This window comes from Streptodolium elevatio (assembly GCF_040649515.1).
Taxonomy (GTDB): Bacteria; Actinomycetota; Actinomycetes; order Streptomycetales; family Streptomycetaceae; genus Yinghuangia; species Yinghuangia elevatio.
On the sequence record NZ_JBEZFP010000189.1, the window covers coordinates 1 to 15,482 of the forward strand.

18 protein-coding genes and 2 pseudogenes are annotated in these 15,482 nt (G+C 70.9%); 15 read left to right on the forward strand and 5 right to left on the reverse strand.

Annotation, left to right across the window (positions count from 1 at the left end; genetic code table 11):
- Positions 1–345, forward strand: a 345-nt coding sequence (locus AB0C36_RS39835) for a hypothetical protein (RefSeq protein ID WP_358363852.1), incomplete at its 5' end; no start/stop codon positions are given.
- 130 nt (positions 346–475) lie between these two features.
- The gene (locus tag AB0C36_RS39840; protein WP_358363853.1) at positions 476–1,708 is read left to right on the forward strand and encodes a cytochrome P450; all 1,233 of its coding nucleotides are present in this window, start codon (positions 476–478) and stop codon (positions 1,706–1,708) included.
- 552 nt (positions 1,709–2,260) lie between these two features.
- On the opposite strand, the gene AB0C36_RS39845 is transcribed toward AB0C36_RS39840, so the two are convergent.
- The gene (locus AB0C36_RS39845; protein WP_358363855.1) at positions 2,261–2,542 is read right to left on the reverse strand and encodes a hypothetical protein; all 282 of its coding nucleotides are present in this window, start codon (positions 2,540–2,542) and stop codon (positions 2,261–2,263) included.
- A gap of 185 nt (positions 2,543–2,727) precedes the next feature.
- The gene (locus AB0C36_RS39850) at positions 2,728–3,129 is read right to left on the reverse strand and encodes an ATP-binding protein (protein ID WP_358363857.1); all 402 of its coding nucleotides are present in this window, start codon (positions 3,127–3,129) and stop codon (positions 2,728–2,730) included.
- A gap of 219 nt (positions 3,130–3,348) precedes the next feature.
- Between AB0C36_RS39850 and AB0C36_RS39855 the strand changes: the two genes are divergently transcribed.
- From AB0C36_RS39855 to AB0C36_RS39915, 13 genes and pseudogenes are all read left to right on the forward strand, one after another.
- Positions 3,349–3,711: an STAS domain-containing protein gene (locus AB0C36_RS39855; RefSeq protein WP_358363858.1), complete on the forward strand. Its 363-nt coding sequence runs from the start codon at positions 3,349–3,351 to the stop codon at positions 3,709–3,711.
- Between the two features lie 289 nt (positions 3,712–4,000).
- Entirely contained in the window at positions 4,001–4,960 is a 960-nt protein-coding gene (locus tag AB0C36_RS39860) for a sigma-70 family RNA polymerase sigma factor (RefSeq protein ID WP_358363860.1), read from the forward strand.
- A gap of 228 nt (positions 4,961–5,188) precedes the next feature.
- The gene (locus AB0C36_RS39865; protein ID WP_435839211.1) at positions 5,189–5,644 is read left to right on the forward strand and encodes a hypothetical protein; all 456 of its coding nucleotides are present in this window, start codon (positions 5,189–5,191) and stop codon (positions 5,642–5,644) included.
- A gap of 183 nt (positions 5,645–5,827) precedes the next feature.
- Positions 5,828–6,181 carry a hypothetical protein gene (locus AB0C36_RS39870; protein WP_358363864.1) on the forward strand — a complete coding sequence of 118 codons (354 nt, stop codon included), beginning with the start codon at positions 5,828–5,830 and terminating at the stop codon, positions 6,179–6,181.
- Positions 6,178–6,791 (forward strand): annotated as a pseudogene (locus AB0C36_RS39875) (hemerythrin domain-containing protein). The gene AB0C36_RS39870 and the pseudogene AB0C36_RS39875 overlap by 4 nt, the downstream one beginning before the upstream one ends.
- Before the next feature lie 679 nt (positions 6,792–7,470).
- A complete protein-coding gene (locus AB0C36_RS39880; RefSeq protein ID WP_358363865.1) occupies positions 7,471–7,818 on the forward strand; it encodes a MerR family transcriptional regulator in 348 nt (115 codons plus the stop codon).
- Positions 7,819–7,894: 76 nt separating this feature from the next.
- Entirely contained in the window at positions 7,895–8,119 is a 225-nt protein-coding gene (locus AB0C36_RS39885; RefSeq protein WP_358363867.1) for a hypothetical protein, read from the forward strand.
- Between the two features lie 178 nt (positions 8,120–8,297).
- Complete coding sequence (locus AB0C36_RS39890) at positions 8,298–9,563, forward strand: cytochrome P450 (RefSeq protein WP_358363869.1); 1,266 nt, start codon at positions 8,298–8,300, stop codon at positions 9,561–9,563.
- Positions 9,564–9,659: 96 nt separating this feature from the next.
- Positions 9,660–10,205, forward strand: a complete 546-nt coding sequence (locus AB0C36_RS39895; protein WP_358363870.1) for a hemerythrin domain-containing protein — start codon at positions 9,660–9,662, stop codon at positions 10,203–10,205.
- 140 nt (positions 10,206–10,345) lie between these two features.
- Positions 10,346–11,935 (forward strand): FAD-dependent oxidoreductase, encoded by a 1,590-nt coding sequence (locus tag AB0C36_RS39900; protein WP_358363872.1) that lies wholly within the window; start codon positions 10,346–10,348, stop codon positions 11,933–11,935.
- Positions 11,936–12,253: 318 nt separating this feature from the next.
- Positions 12,254–13,042 carry a TSUP family transporter gene (locus tag AB0C36_RS39905; RefSeq protein WP_358363874.1) on the forward strand — a complete coding sequence of 263 codons (789 nt, stop codon included), beginning with the start codon at positions 12,254–12,256 and terminating at the stop codon, positions 13,040–13,042.
- Between the two features lie 178 nt (positions 13,043–13,220).
- Positions 13,221–13,556: an ATP-binding protein gene (locus AB0C36_RS39910; RefSeq protein ID WP_358363882.1), complete on the forward strand. Its 336-nt coding sequence runs from the start codon at positions 13,221–13,223 to the stop codon at positions 13,554–13,556.
- Positions 13,557–13,604: 48 nt separating this feature from the next.
- A pseudogene (locus AB0C36_RS39915) lies at positions 13,605–13,844 on the forward strand (STAS domain-containing protein); the annotation flags it as partial.
- Positions 13,845–13,848: 4 nt separating this feature from the next.
- On the opposite strand, the gene AB0C36_RS39920 reads toward AB0C36_RS39915, so the two are convergent.
- From AB0C36_RS39920 to AB0C36_RS39930, 3 genes are all read right to left on the reverse strand, one after another.
- The gene (locus tag AB0C36_RS39920; RefSeq protein ID WP_358363876.1) at positions 13,849–14,397 is read right to left on the reverse strand and encodes an NUDIX domain-containing protein; all 549 of its coding nucleotides are present in this window, start codon (positions 14,395–14,397) and stop codon (positions 13,849–13,851) included.
- Between the two features lie 118 nt (positions 14,398–14,515).
- Positions 14,516–14,839 carry a hypothetical protein gene (locus AB0C36_RS39925; protein WP_358363878.1) on the reverse strand — a complete coding sequence of 108 codons (324 nt, stop codon included), beginning with the start codon at positions 14,837–14,839 and terminating at the stop codon, positions 14,516–14,518.
- Positions 14,840–14,975: 136 nt separating this feature from the next.
- The coding region (locus AB0C36_RS39930) for an arginine deiminase family protein (RefSeq protein ID WP_358363880.1) at positions 14,976–15,482 on the reverse strand (507 nt) is incomplete at its 5' end.

Below are 15,482 nucleotides of genomic sequence, written 5' to 3' on the forward strand. Positions count from 1 at the left end.
GGCCAAGCGGCCCGCCAGCGCCTCCTGTTCGAGGGGTACGTCGACTTCCTGCTCCGCTACCGGACGCTCGCGGTCATCCTCGACCGCGACGTGTCCGTCGGCAGGCACCCGGCGATCAGGCCGCGGCTCGAGTCGGTCACCGCACGCGTGCGCAGCGTCCTGGACGACGACCAGCGGCCCGTCGAGTTCCGGGTCGCCTCGACCGTCGCGATGGGCGGCATCTACTCCGCCGTCGCGGTGTTCCCGCACCTCCCTGACGACGAACTGCGCGCTGTGCTCCTCGACATCGTGCGGCGCCTGCTCGCCCCGCGAAGCGGCAGATCCGCCGCACCCGGTGCCGTCTGAAACGCCCTGCCCGACCCCGCCGGGCCGACGTCCGCGCGGACCGCACAGCCCGCAGCGCCGCCCGCCGTGGCGGCGCGACCTGCCACGTACAACCGCAGCACTGCCCCCGCACCCGCCCCAGGAGGCCCCCATGACGTGTCCGGTTGTCCACGACGGCTTCGACCCGACCGACCCGGACCTGTACACCGAGCGTCTACCGCTGGAAGAGCTCGCGGAACTGCGTCGGACGGCCCCGGTCAAGTGGATCCCGCAGTCCCCGCAGGTGTCCAACTTCGGAGACGACGGCTACTGGCTCGTCACCCGACACGCGGATGTCAAGGAGATCTCCACCAAACCGGAGCTGTACTCCGCGTACCGCAACAACGTGATCATCCGCTTCGCGGAGGGAATGGACCCCGGCGGCATCGAAGCCGTCAAGGTCATGATGGTCAACATGGACCCGCCGGAGCACACCCGGCTGCGGTCGATCGTGCAGCGCGGGTTCACCCCGCGGGCCATCAACGCCCTCAAGGACGCGCTGGTCGACCGCGCCGAGCGGATCGTCCACGAGTCCCGCAAGAAGGGCGGCGGCGATTTCGTCACCGAGATCGCCTGCGAACTGCCGTTGCAGGCCATCGCCGAGTTGATCGGCATCCCCCAGGAGGACCGCGGCCGCATCTTCGAGTGGTCCAACCAGATGATGGGCTATGACGACCCCGACTACGCCGTGGACCAGTCCGTCGGCCAGCAAGCGGCCGCCGAGGTCATGATGTACGCCATGGGCATGGCCGAAGCCCGCAAGGCATGCCCCGCGAACGACATCGTCTCCAAGCTGGTCGCGGCCGAGTCGGAAGGCTCCCTGGGCTCGGACGAGTTCGGCTACTTCGTCCTGCTGCTCGCGGTGGCCGGCAACGAGACCACGCGCAATGCGATCACCCACGGCATGGTCTCGTTCTTCGACAACCCGGAGCAGTGGGAGCTCTACAAGGCCACGCGCCCGGAGACCACCGCCGACGAGATCATCCGCTGCTCGTCCCCGGTCATGTCCTTCCAGCGCACCGCCACTGCCGACACCGTGCTGGGCGGGCAGGAGATCAAGCAGGGCCAGCGCGTGGGGATGTTCTACAGCTCGGCGAACCACGACCCCGAAGTGTTCGCCGACCCACACCAGTTCGACATCACCCGTGACCCCAACCCGCACCTGGGCTTCGGTGGCGGCGGCCCGCACTTCTGCCTCGGCGCCAACCTCGCCAGGATGGAGATCAACCTGATGTTCGAGGCAATCGCCGACGCCATGCCCGACATCAGCAAGGCCGCCGAACCGCGCCGACTGCGGCACGCGTGGATCAACGGCATCAAGGAACTCCAGGTCAACTACGTCTGACAACGAAGGCTCAGGAGCGCCTCCGCTCCTTGCGATCGACCCGGTCCGGCGGTCCGCTGTCGGCCGGGAACGCGAGGTCGTCGGGGTGTGCGGCAGCGGCGAGTTCGTCCCACGTGACGAGGGCGGACGCGGCGGGGGGTTCGCGGGCGCGGACGCCGGGCTCCTCCGCATGGTGCCGCGCGCGTGTCTCAAGGGCGCTCGGGCGTGGCCGCGCCCCGCACGAATGGAGGCGGGTCGGGTTGCGGTATCCCGGGCTCTCCCGCCGCGAGGTGCTGGTGCTGGAGGCTGTCGAACGGTCGCTGCCCGAGGACGGCGGCTGGACCGCAGGATGCGGACGATGCACCTGGGGAGATTCACCCGCGTAGGTCAAACGGTGTGTCGGCCGCAGGGGCTGGTGGTGGCGGCCGCGGCGGCGGGGTGCATGGCACTGCTGGTCTCCGCGGTGACCAACGGCTCGCCGGTGCTGTCGGTGCCGACGATGTCCCTGTCGGCCGGCCACTGTGCTGCTGGCGTTCGCCTGGCTGTGCGGCCGCCCCCTCGACGAGTGGCGGGTCAGTGGGGGGCGGGAGGGACGGCGGAGCCGTGTTCCTCGAGGACGTCCAGGACCTGGCGCAGGTCCAGCCGGGTGTCCGCGGTGGTTCCGCCAGTGGCCGTGCCGTGCCGGAAGGAGCCGTCGGGAGCGAAGTGGGCCCATACGGTGCGGTCCGGGAGCGAGAGGCGCACACTCCCGTCGGGGTGCGTGGCCACGGCCCACCCGAACAAGCGGGCGGTGCTGGTGAGGTAGTGGGCCGGATAGTGCGCGACGGGCTCGGACGTCGGCTCGGGGTGGGGCATCGTCGGTGCTCCTCTTGCAGTGGGCATCTGGACGCAAGCGTTCTCGGACTCTGTGCCCGGACTTTCGCAAGCCAGGCCGGACTCGAGCATCGTCCGAGGCCGGGACGTCTTGCACTCCTCGCACCTGGCGGCGGCGGTCGGGGCCGGCGGGCTGGTCGGAGCCGAAGGCGACGGTACGCGGCGAGCTATGCGCTGTTCGGCCGGCGCGGGATGATCGCGGTGACCCGTTTCCCGCCGGGGAGGGGATGGACGTCCACGACGCGGCTGAGGCGGCGTATGACCAGCAGCCCGAAGCCGCCGGACGGTGGGGCGACCGGGAGCGGGGTGAGACCGTCGGGCCGGCCGTCCTCCACCGCGACGGTGACCGTCTCGGGGTCTGCGGCGAGGATGAGCCGTCGCGGGCCGGTGGCGTGCCGGTAGGCGTTGGCGACCAGTTCGCCGACCACCATGACGACGTCACGGATTGTGTCCGCGGCAGGCGCGGGCCCGGGCACGTGGTCGAGGAAGTCGCGGGCTCGCTCTCGCGCGCGGTGCACGGCCCCGGTGGACTCGCCGAGTTCGAGGACGAGGGACTGCAGGTGTGCCAAGGCTTTCGGCCCCCTTTTCCGGTCTGCGTGGACCCTTCGCCCGGCGGCAGGCTACCTGACCGGTCCGGTGTGCCGGCCGCCACTCATCGGCTGGAGCACGCCGGTGTCCCCGTGCCGGGCCGGGCGGCTACCCGTCCGGCCCGGCGCAAAACCGGCTGCACCCTCGCTCGCTGAGCGCGCCCGCGGTGGGCGACGGCGTCACAGCCTAGGGTTACGCGAATGACCCCCCAAGACCTGCCTCCGCTGACCGTCGTGACCACCCGGGACTCCGACGGCGTCCTCGTCGCCGTGAGCGGGGAGATCGACATGGAGAACGCCGAGGTGTTCCGAACTGCCCTGCTGGCGGCGATGGACGACGGCCCGGCGGCGTTGCGTGTGGACATGTCCGGGGTGGCGTTCTGCGACTCGATGGGGTTGAAAGCGCTGCTGGCCGCCCGCAACGCCGCCGTCCAGGCCGGGGCCGCGTTCGACATCGTGGCTGTCTCCTCCCAGGTCGAACACCTGTTGGACGTCGTCGGGCTGCCCCAAACCCTGCACGCCGACGGCGCGAACGAGGCGGGCGGGCCCTCGGACACCCGCTGATCACTGCGGCTCGCCGAGGGAAACGCACGTCCGCCGTGCGCGACGCCGCCCAACGCAGGTGGGCTGCCGTGCTGCGCTCCGGTGGGACCTGATCTGTCGGTGATGCGTGTGATCGTCCGGTATCGGGTACGGGGGTACCTACGCGCCCGCGAGCCGGGTGCGTCGGGGCGGTACCAGACGCCGCCCCACAGGCACATGGTGCCGGGGGTCGCAGCGCCTGAAGCAGCCGGGAGATGCGGACCTTCCCGCCATTCGGGCGGGCGCCGGCTCTGCGAAGGAGCAAACACCCATGCCCCACCCCACCCCGTCGTCCGCCGTCCTCGACCGCACTCCCGCCGCCCAACCCGCGAACGCGCCCGGCGACGACGTGTGCGCGGAGGCGCTCTCGTGGACCGCGCAAGAGGTCCGCGCGCTGGACACCGGCCAAGCGCGGGCCGCCAGCGACGCTTTGTTGCGCCGGCTCCGCACGTTGAACCAGGAATCCGACCAGTACGGCCGCGTCCGGTCCCGGCTGGTGGAGCTGAACATGGCGCTGGTGCGCTATGCGACGCGCACGCTCACCAACCGAGCGGCGGCGCGCGAGGACGTGTTGCAGACCGGGACGGTCGGGCTGATCAAAGCAATCGACGCGTTCGATCCCGGGCGCGGCATCGCGTTCGCTTCCTTCGCGCTGCCCACCATCCGCGGCGAGGTCAAACGGCTGTTCCGGGACACCTGCTGGCCCGTGCACGTGCCCCGCGGCCGGCAAGAGCTGTTCCTCGCCGTCACCCGCGCCGCCGTCACCCGCGCCGCCGTCACCCGCGCCGCCGACACCCTTCACCAGCAGACCGGTTGCGACGCGACCGACGCCGAGATCGCCGCGCATCTGGGCGTCAGCGAAGAAGACGTGACCTGCGGGCGGGACGCGGACCGGGCCTACCGGGTCGACTCCCTGGACACGTCCGCCGGCACCGGCACGTCACACAGTCCCGCGCGCGCCCTCGCCGACCGGATCGGCGAAGACGAAGCCGCCTACAGCCTGGTCGACTTCCGCGAATCCGTCCGCCCGCTGATCGCCGGACTCGACACGCGCGACCAGCAGATCCTGAAGATGCGGTTCTGGGAAGAGCTGACCCAAAGCCAGATCGGTCGACGGCTGGGGGTTTCGCAGATGCACATCTCGCGCCTCCTCAACAGCGTTCTCGCCCGGCTGCGCGACGGCCTCGAACCCGCCGCCGAGACGGTTCCACGCGCCGCGTCCGCGGAGTGATCCAAGGTCTGCGTCCGACCCGGAACCTCCACGGGCTGTGCTGTTCGGACGTCGTGCCGCCGCCCGCCGCAGTGGCCTGCATGCCGGTACGACCGGTTCCTTCGCGTCGGCCCGCATTCGCCCACCAAGCCCCCGAACGGGTGAGTTCCGGCGTGGCTGTCGGTAAGTCGTACCTCGAAGGCGGCGGGCACGGGCGAGGATGGCGGTTCCGGTCGAGGTCAGGAGCTGATTGCGGTGTCCGATCCCGTCTCCGATTCCGCCCCGCCCGGCCGGCAGGACGCCCACCGACGCCCCGACGGTGTGGACGACGCCACGATCGAGGCCCTTGGCCGGGTGTCGGAGGCCTGGGAGTACACAGCCCGCGCCCGCGGGCACCTGTACGCGTTCCATCAGCTCACCGGCAGCGCGGACCGGATCCTCCACGACGCCGTGGAAAAGCTGCGGCAGGCGGGCCACCACGACGCCGCGCGGGTCCTGGCCACGGAGATCGCCGGCCGCAACGTGATTCCGGGGCACTGGACGTTCCAGATCGTCGAGGCCTACGACCGCACCTACTACGAGCCGTTCGCCGACGCCGAGCAGCAACTGCGCGACGATCTGGTAGGCGGCCGACGCCACTTGTACGAGGCGGAGATGAAGCGGCGTCTGCGCACCCGAGGCCACCCCGACCACTCCTGGGACTGACCCGAAGCGGGCATCGGCAGCCGGACTTTGACAGGTCCCCGATCGGGCGCATGCGGTCCCCGGGATGCGAGACACCGCACAAGCCCATCGGCCCCGTTGGCCGGCAGGGGGTTCGGGCGGGGGGCGGTGGGTAGCCGCGGGGCGACATCGGTCCGCCGCCGTCGCTTTCCGTGGAAGGAGACGGTGCTGAACATGGAGCTGGAGCACCTGCGGCTGGCGTGCGACCTGATGCGTGAACACGACGGCCGCGAACCGGAGGATGTCCTCGCCCCCGAACTGCCCGCCCCGGTGACGTTCGAGCCGAACAAGCAGTACCTGCGTGACCTCATCGCCGACGAACTGGACCTGACCACGCTGGGGACCGGGTACGTCCGCGAGGCCCATGAGCGGTTCGCGTCGATGCAGGAGGCGCTCAACGGCGAGCAGCCTCCGCCGAGTGACCGGGTGATGACCATGCACCAGGAGGCGTTCGGCCGCGAACACCGCTTGGAGACCGAAGGCAAGCACCCGGTCAAGAGCCTGCGGGAGAAGTCATGACCACCACCCGCGCACACGCCGCGCCGCAGACCGCCCCTGACCCGGACCACGACGTCGTCGCCCTGCTGCTGGCCCAACACGGTTGGATCCGCAATCTGTTCGACGAGGTCGAGAGTGCGGTGGCGAGAAACGCGCGGACGCTTTCCGCCGCCTGGTCCGCCTCCTCGCGGTCCACGAGACGGCCGAGGAGGAGGTCGTCCACCCCTACCTGCGCCGGACGGTCGACGGTGGGAAGGACATCGTGGCGGAACGCCTCGCCGAGGAACGCGAGGCGAAGGAGGCCCTCGCGCGCCTGGAGGAACTGGAGCCGGACGACCCGAGGTTCATGCCGATTTTGCTGAGCCTGCGCACCTCGGTCATGGAACATGCACGGGCGGAGGAACGCTACGAGTTCGTGCACCTGCGACGCCAGGGCGACACCGCCGCCCTCGCCGCGATGGCCGACGCCGTCAAAGCCGCCGAGGCGCTCGCCCCCACCCGCCCCCACCCGGGCACCGAGAGCGCGGCGAAGAGCATCGCCCTTGGACCGGTCGCCGCGGTGTGGGACCGCAGTCGCGACGCCCTGCGCACCATCACCGGCGCGGACTCCACCGGAACGCAACAGAGGTAACCGCGTAAGGGGCCGCGTGCCATGCCCTGTCCTCGCCGACACCGACACCGACACCGACACCGACACCGACACGAGAGAAAATCTGTGACGGCGGAAGTAGGCATTGCGAGATCGTGCCACTAGTGTTTCTGTTGTAGCCAAGAGTCGACGGGCGCGGCAGAGGATGAACTGGCGCACCGAGCAGTGGGCTTCGGTGACGCGGCCCCGAGACATGGAGCACGGAAGGGCCCCTGGGCCCGTACCAACGAACAGGGCGGCTGACTGACCGGCCGCCGCGCAGCGGCCGGTAAGAAGGATGACGAGGCAGGACACCGCAACACCGTGGAATCGCAGTTCCCGAAATGACCCGTAGAGGTTCCGTTTGTGGAACCCGGCGAAGGAAGGAGTGGACGCCATCAGGATCGCTCGTCCGGCCCGGCAGGGGCCGACGGGAAGCGCAGGCCCCGGGTGGGAACGTGCCCCTCGGTCGCGCAGTCACGATCCCCGCACCCCCGCCCCGTGGGCGAGTGCGGACGACGAAGGCCGGCCCTGAGCGGTCGGTAGATGGTGGGAAGCCCTTTCGGGGCCCTGGTGCCGGTACGGCGCCAGGGCCCCTCGACGCGTTCGCCGTTGCCGGGATTCCTCGGCCCCGGACCCGACCCGGCCCGAGTATGGAGAAGGACCGTTTTGAAGAGGTGCAGTGCCCTTCAGTAACCCCATCGATCGCCGCGACGCGTTCGACGACGACGACTACCCCGCCTACACCATGGGCCGCGCCGCCGAGATGATCGGCGCCACGCCCGGATTCCTACGCGCCCTCGGTGAGGCGCGCCTGATCACCCCGCTGCGCTCCGAGGGCGGCCATCGCCGCTACTCGCGCTACCAGCTGCGCGTCGCCCGGCGCGCCCGCGAGCTGATCGACCAGGGCACCCCCGTCGAAGCCGCGTGCCGCATCGTCATCCTCGAGGACCAACTCGGGGAAGCGCTCCGCATCAACGAGGAACTCCGCAAGGAACGCCCCGAGCATGGGCGGGACACCGACACCTGACACAGACGCCGTATGAGCCGCCCAGGTTCGGGCAGGCACCGGGGAACCCGGGACGACGCGGTGGGGAGAGAACGCGATGGACCACGATCCGCAGGCACTCGCCGCCCTGAAGCGGCAGTTGGCGGCAGCCGCCGGGCAACTACGCCTGGCTGTCCGGGCGATGGACGACGTGGGCTGGTCGACCGACAGCTACGGCCGCCACCACATACGGCACCTCGCCGACAGCCTCGACGACACCGCCCGGCAGATTGCCGCCCTCCTGGCGCCCGCGGGTACTCCGAAGCCGGCCCGCCCCGAGTGAGCGTCCGGGGCGGTCCGTCCACGTCCGGACGCGTCTGCCGTCGCGCAGCAGATCCGGCGGCCGGGGCCGCCGCCCACCCACGTGACCGGCACGGCAACAATCCTCGCGCGGCCGCACGACACCGCCGCGCGGGAGGTCCGCGTGTTTCCGGCAGCCCACGCAGGGCACCCGCCCTGCCATGACTGTTGGCCGACCCATCCTGGACCGTTCGGCATCTGCGCTGGCGAAGGGCTACGCCTGGCTGCCCGATCTGCGGCGCCGCAACCCCGGGCCACTGCTGCGAACGCGTGTTCTGGGGCGCCAGGCGGCCGCGCTGCGCGGCCCCGAGGCGGTGCGGTTCTTCTACGACGAGGACCACGTACGCCGTGCCGGGGCCATGCCCGAGCCCGTGTTGAGCACGCTCTTCGGACACGGCGCGGTCCACACACTCGACGGCCCCGCGCACCGGCAGCGCAAGGACATGTTCCTGTCGCTGCTCACCGAACCGCGCGAGGTGGCCGAGTTGGCCCGCCACGCGGCCGAGTGCTGGGACGACGCGGTGGAAGCCTGGGCCGAGCGTCCCTCGGTCGTTCTCTTCGACGAAGTGCCCCGTGTCCTCACACGCGCGGTGTGCGCCTGGGCGGCGGTCCCGCTGGGCCCGGACGACACGGACCGCCTCGCCTCGGACTTGGTCGCGATGGTCGACGGCTTCGGCACCGCCGGGCCCAGGCACTGGCGGGCTCGCGCCGTCCGCAAGCGCCGCGAGCGCTGGTTGGAGGACCTGGTCGAACGCGTGCGCTCAGGCCACGCCACCGTCCCCACCGGCTCCGTGGTCGACGTCATCGCCAAGCACCGGGACGTCGACGGCCGGCCTTTGGACCGGCACACGGCCGCCGTCGAACTGCTGAACGTCATCCGCCCGACCGTGGCCATCTCCTGGTTCATCGCGTACGCCGGCCACGCGCTGCACCGGTGGCCGCATCTGCGCAAGCGCCTCCGCCACGACGACACGCCCTACGCGGTCGCATTCGCACACGAGCTGCGCCGCTTCTATCCCTTCGCCCCGTATCTCGGCGGCCTCGCTGCCACAGACCTGCGTTGGCAAGACGAGGACATTCCCGCGGACACGATGGTGCTGCTCGACGTCTACGGACAGCACCACAGCGACGAACTCTGGGACCAGCCGTACGCGTTCGATCCCGACCGGTTCCTCGACGTGCCGCCCGGCCGTGACGAGCTGATCCCGCAAGGTGGGGGCGACCGGTCCACGGGTCACCGCTGCCCCGGGGAGGACATCACCGTCGCGCTGCTCGCCACTCTCGTCCCCCGTTTGGCCCGGCTCGACTACGACGTACCGGACCAGGACCTCCGCATTTCGCTGCGACGTCTGCCGGCGAGGATCCGAAGCGGCTTCGTCCTCGAAATGGCGTGTTCGGGGGCGCTCCGGGACCCGGTCGACGCGTAGGCCGGCAGAGCACGGGCAGCGTTGTCCAAGACGCCTCGGAATCTGCGAGGCATCTCCGCACGCATGACCCGAGAGAAGGGATCGCGAGGCACCGCTATGCCGACCGCGAAGGATCTGATATCCGAACTGACCGAGGATCACCGCAGGATCGACGGCCTGTGCCAACTGATCCAATCCACGCCGTGGGGTGATCCGCGCCGAAAGCGCGCTGTCGGCAGCATCACGGCCGAACTGGCCCGGCACGCCGAGGCGGAGTCACGATTCTTGTATCCTGCGGTGCGGCGAAGGGTCCCCGGCGGCCGGGATCTGGCGGCCGACGGGCTCGCCGAACACGTGCGGATCGGTCACTGCCTGACCGACCTGGCCGAACACGAGCCCGACGACGCCCAGTTCGACCTGCTGGTGACTCGACTGGTATTCGAGGCCCACGAACACGCGGCCGCGCAGGAACGAGAGCTGTTTCCGCACCTCGCCGCGGCGGCAGGTGCGGGGGAACTCCCCGCGCTGGCCGAATCGCTGCGCGCCGCACGCCGGCCTGCGGCCCTGGGCAGGGGTGTGCAGCAGCCTGAACCCGGCCCCATGGAGCGGTCGCTGAGCGGGGGACGCGCCCTGACGCCCTACGGCGCGGCGGTTCGAGGCTGACGGAGACTGCCGCACAGCCACTACTGGGACCGCCGCCAGGGCTCCGGTCAGCTGCGGTGGTCTCCCGCTCCGGGTTTGGCCGGGAGCGTCGCGGACATCCGCCTGAGCAGGCACATCGCCGTCGGGAACGGAGGTCGGCCATGCGGCGGGAGACCGAACGGTACGAGTCGTACTGGATGGCGACAACCCAGGGCGGGAATCATCCGCCGCTCAGCGAGCCCGTGGACGTGGACGTGGCCGTCGTGGGCGGCGGTATCGCCGGCCTGTGCACGGCATGGGAATTGAGTCGCGCCGGGCGGCGGGTGGCCCTCGTCGAGGCGCTTCGGGTGGCCGAGTCCGTGACCGGACACACCACCGGAAAGGTCAGCTCGCTCCACGGCCTCAGGTATGCCCGCTTGATCCGCGAGGCCGGCCGCGAGACGGCCCGGCTGTATGCCCGCTCGCAGCAGGAGGCCGTCGAGCACGTCGTCGCGACGGCCGACGAACTCGGCATCGACTGCGACCTGGAGCGCGCGCCAGCGTACGTGTACGCCGAATCGCCCGAGGTACGCGACGAGGTGCGCGCCGAAGCCGCCGCCGCGTGCGAGGCAGGCTTGGATGCCGTGTTCACCGAGGAGACGGACCTCCCGTTCCCCGTCCTCGGCGCGGTCCGGGTGCCTGACCAGGTGCAGTTCCACCCGCGTAAGTACCTCCTCGCGCTCGTGGCGGACATCTTGGCCCACGGCGGCCAGATCTTCGAGGACTCCCGCGTCGTCGGGCTCAGCGAAGGCACGCCCTGCCGCGTCACCACCGAGAGCGGGGTGCAGGTCACCGCCCGCGATGTCGTGGTGGCCACGCACTACCCGGTCTTCGACCGCGCGTTGCTGTTCGCCCGGCTGCGCCCGGTACGTGAGCTGGTGGTCGCGGGGCTGGTTCCTGCGAGTGACGCGCCGGACGGCATGTATGTCTCCCCGGAAACGCGCACCCGCTCGGTTCGCAGCGCGCCGTCGTCGGAAGACGGGCAGCGGCTGCTCATCCTGACCGGTGAGAAGTTCACCCCGGGGGCGCGCGGCGTCGAGCGCCGGCACGGCCGGCTGGCGCAGTGGGCGCGCGACCGCTTCCCGAGCCTCCGGCCCATGTACCGCTGGGCGGCGCAGGACGCCTCCACCACCGACGGCATGCCCTATGTCGGTTACTTCCACCCCGGCACCAAGCACGTATATGTGGCCACCGGCTTCGATGGATGGGGCATGAGCGGTGGCGTCATGGCCGGCCGACTGCTCGCCGGGATGATCACCGGCGCGAAGCTCCCCTGGACCGACGTCTACGACCCGCGCCGACTGCACCCGCTGCGGGAAGCGCTGCCTTTCGTCAAGGCGCAGGCCGGCGTGGCACGGCACTTCGTCGGCGACCGGATCCGCCTGCCGAAGCTCGACGGCGCTTTGCAGGTCGCGCCCGGCACAGGCCGGGTCCTCCGAGTCCGCGGGCGCCGGGCCGCCGTCTACCACGACCCGGGGACCGGGCTACGGGCCGTCTCGGCAAACTGCACCCACCTGGGCTGCACCGTGCAGTTCAACGACGCCGAACGTACCTGGGACTGCCCGTGCCACGGCTCGCGGTTCGGTGTGGACGGCGCGGTGCTCAACGGCCCCGCCACCCGGCCGCTGGAACCGGTCGAGGTCGACCGCCGGCCGGGGGAGGACGGCGGCGAAAAGGACGGAGGGAACCGCGGCGGCGAAGGCGGCGGTTGAGGGCGGCGCCGGCGACTTTTCCGCGTCGTCAGGGTACGGACGGCGCACAGGTGATCGACTGCTTGGTCCCGCGTATCGCGGTGTCCATGTCCTGGCGCGTCAAGACCCCGACGGCACGCAGGCGCGCGGGCTGCACCGCACTGTCCACGCGACTTCCGGTAGCGATTGTGCACGGGTTTGGGTTGCCTCGATCGCACGCAGGTCGGTGTTCATGTCGGTGTTCGTGTCGGTCTTCATGAGAACGAGAGGTACCTGGTCGGCGGACGTTTCGAGGGCCGGTCGATACTTGCGCGCAGATCAAGGTGGGGAGCCTGCGCGATGGACTGGTCGACAGTGGTGCTCGGGCTCGTGGCGGGACTGCTGATCTCCCTGGTCACGGCACCTGTGGGTGTCTCCGGTGCGGTATTCCTGCTGCCGGCGCAGGTCAGCGTGTTGGGGGTGCCGAGTCCGGCGGTCACACCGACGAACCTGCTGTTCAACGTCGTGGCCGGTCCGGGCGCGCTGTGGCGCTACCGCAAATCCGGGCGGCTCGGCGGGCCGCTGACACGCTTGTTGATCGCGGGCACCGTGCCGGGCGTGGTGGCCGGCGCCGTCATCCGGGTGTTCGCCGTCCCCGGCCCGCGGGTCTTCCGCCTGTTCATCGCGGTCTTCCTGCTTCCGCTCGGTCTTTGGCTGTGCCTGCGTACCCTGCGCGGCCCGGCGCCCGCCCACCGTCCGACGGGCCGGCCCTCGCCCCGCGCCACGAGGAGGCTGGCCGCGGCGGTGGGTGTCGTCGGGGGCATCTACGGGATCGGCGGCGGCTCGCTGCTCGGCCCGATCCTGGTCGGCCGGGGCATGCCCGTCGCCGTCGTCGCCCCGGCGGCACTGGCAGCCACCTTCGTCACCTCGGTCGTTGGCGCGGCGACCTTCGCTCTGCTGTCCCTCGCGTCGAGCGGCGACACCGCCCCGCACTGGTGGACCGGAGTGGCCTGCGGAGTGGGCGGGCTGGCCGGCGGGTACCTCGGCGCCGTCCTCCAGCCTCGTCTGCCGGAAACCGCCCTGCGGTACCTGCTGGGCTCCGTCGCCGCCGGCGTCGGCGCCCTCTATGCCTTCCAGGGTCTGCGCTGAGACCGACAGCGGCGTGCCCGGGGCGGATGGACATCGTGATCGATTGTGCCAAGCGCGGTAGCCTCCGCGCATGGACTTCGACGGTGGTGGCGACCGCCGCGCCTGGCCCTCGTTGCTGGTCGTGTCTATCAGCGGCAGAGGTGACGATCCGAGTCCGTCGCCTGTGCGTTCGGCACGTATGCGGGTACGTGCTTTTCTGAAGCCTTTTGTGGAGGCGGGGGTGGTGTCCGCCGGCGTGCTCAGGGACGTGTTGCTGGTGGCGGGGGAGTTGTTGTCGAACGCGCTGCGGCACGCCACGGGGCCGTATCGGTTCTCGGTGTTCGTCGCCGTCGGCGGCGTCACCGTCGCGGTGCGGGACCGCTCGCACACGCTGCCGCGCGAGGCCGACTCACCTGCCGAGGCAGGCGGCTACGGACTGCAGATTGTGCGGCGTCTGACCGGTGGGGTCCGCACGGTGCGGCACTCGGACGGCAAGACCGTCGTCGCCACCGTGCCGTTGTCGGCGTCCGACTGACGGCGCCCGCCTGACCCGACTCGCCGCGCGCCCCTTGCTGCGGCCACCCGTCGGCTGGCCGGGTACGACGGGCCGGTGCGGGTCGATCTGACAGGTGTGGACTTCCCGGACTCCACCGGCGTGCACTTCCTCATAGGCCGGCAACGCCAAAGCCGCGAACGCCGCCGCACGTTCCGCATCAGCGGTGTACGCCAGCACCCCGCACGGGTGCTGGCCGTGTGCGGGGTCCACGAACTGCTCCTCGGCACCGGCGACGCCACTGCGTTGGATCCCACCGCCGGCACGTGACCTGTCACGGCCGCGCGGGATTCGTCGAGTCCGACGGCCCGTGAGCAGGCGCCCCGGCTGCCTTGCCGGTCCAGCAGTGGGAAACCACCAGGCGCGCAAGGCAGATGTCGAGCGAGTCGGTGGGACCCGGGGATGCGCTGCCGGGGTCCCACCAGGTGACCTGTTGGACTTCGTCGTTGCCCTGGAACGGACGGGGGCGTGTGGTGCGGCCGACGAACAGCGCACCGTATTCGGTACGTCTCTCGGTCCCCAGCACGAACTTGGCGTAGCCCGCGAACGCGAGTTCGTCCGCTCGCTGGCCGGTCTCTTCCCGTAGTTCCCGCAGGGCGGCCTGGCGCGGGCTCTCAGCCGGCTCGATCATTCCTCCCGGCAACTCCCAGGATCGGCGCTGCCGGTCGAAGACCAGCAGGATTCTGTGGTCGTGCCGCAGAGCCACCAGGGACAGCGGCATTGGTGCGTCTTCGGGTGGTGCGTCTTCCGTCCCGGGGAAGAACGCGGCGAGGACGTTGCCTCGTCCGTCGGTGGCAAGGCCCTCGATCGGGGACTTCGGCATCAAAGGTCCTTCCCGAGGTTGCCGCCTGCGTACCAGCCTGTAGCGGTGTCCTGCTCTCTCGGCTGCCCCGGCGGCTCGGAATGTCGTGGCAGAGGGACTCGCGGGCGCCGGTGGCGTTTCAGTGTGCGAGTGTGCGTCCCGGTCTGCCGAGCAGCGCCAGCCCACCGAGGGCCCAGATGCGGCCGGGCCCGCTGCGGCCGCGCAGGCGTTCGGCGAGCGAGACCGCGTACAACCCGGCGCCGGCCAACTCACCTGCCTGCACTCGGCGGTGTCCGGGGCGCAGGGCCGGCGCCGCCGCAAGGCCTCCGGTGATGAGAAGCGCGGACGCCGGTCGCAGGGCGGGTACGCAGTCCAGCGCGGCCACGGCGTACCACACCCACCGTGCGTCGGCGTGCGGGGTGCCTGGGCGAGGGGCGGTGGCCAAGTCGCGGAGCAGTCTCATGATTGTTCGCTGCCCGTCCGACCGGTGCACCATGCCTGTCCCCGGGTTGTCGCGGTCGCAGGAGGGGCGCTGGACCATCCCGTACCGCTGTGAACACCGGTCCCGCACCGGTTCTTTCGCGTGCCGACGAGCCGGGTCAGTAGTCGATGGGGTCGCGGGTGATGGGGCAGGTCATGCAGTGTCCGCCGCCGCGTCCTCGGCCTAGTTCGGCGCCGACGATGGTGACGACTTCGACGCCTGCTTTGCGCAGGAGGGTGTTGGTGGTGGTGTTGCGGTCGTAGGTGAAGACGACGCCGGGTTCGACGGCGACGGCGTTGTTGCCGCTGTCCCATTGCTGGCGTTCGGAGGCGTATTGGTCGCCGCCGGTCTCGATTACGCGGAGCGCGGGCAGCCCGAGGGCTTGGGCGACGACGTCGGTGAACGCGCGGCCGTCCTCGGCGGTGACGTGGAGGCCTGCGGTGTTGTCGGCGGGGCGGAGGGTGAAGGTGCGGACGGCGTCCATGATGCGCGGGTAGAGGGTGACGATGTCGCGGTCGGCGAAGGTGAACACGGTGTCCAGGTGCATTGCCGCGCGTAGTTTGGGCATGCCGGCGACGATGACCCGGTCGGCGGCGCCGTGTTCGAACAGGGCTTTGGCGACCTG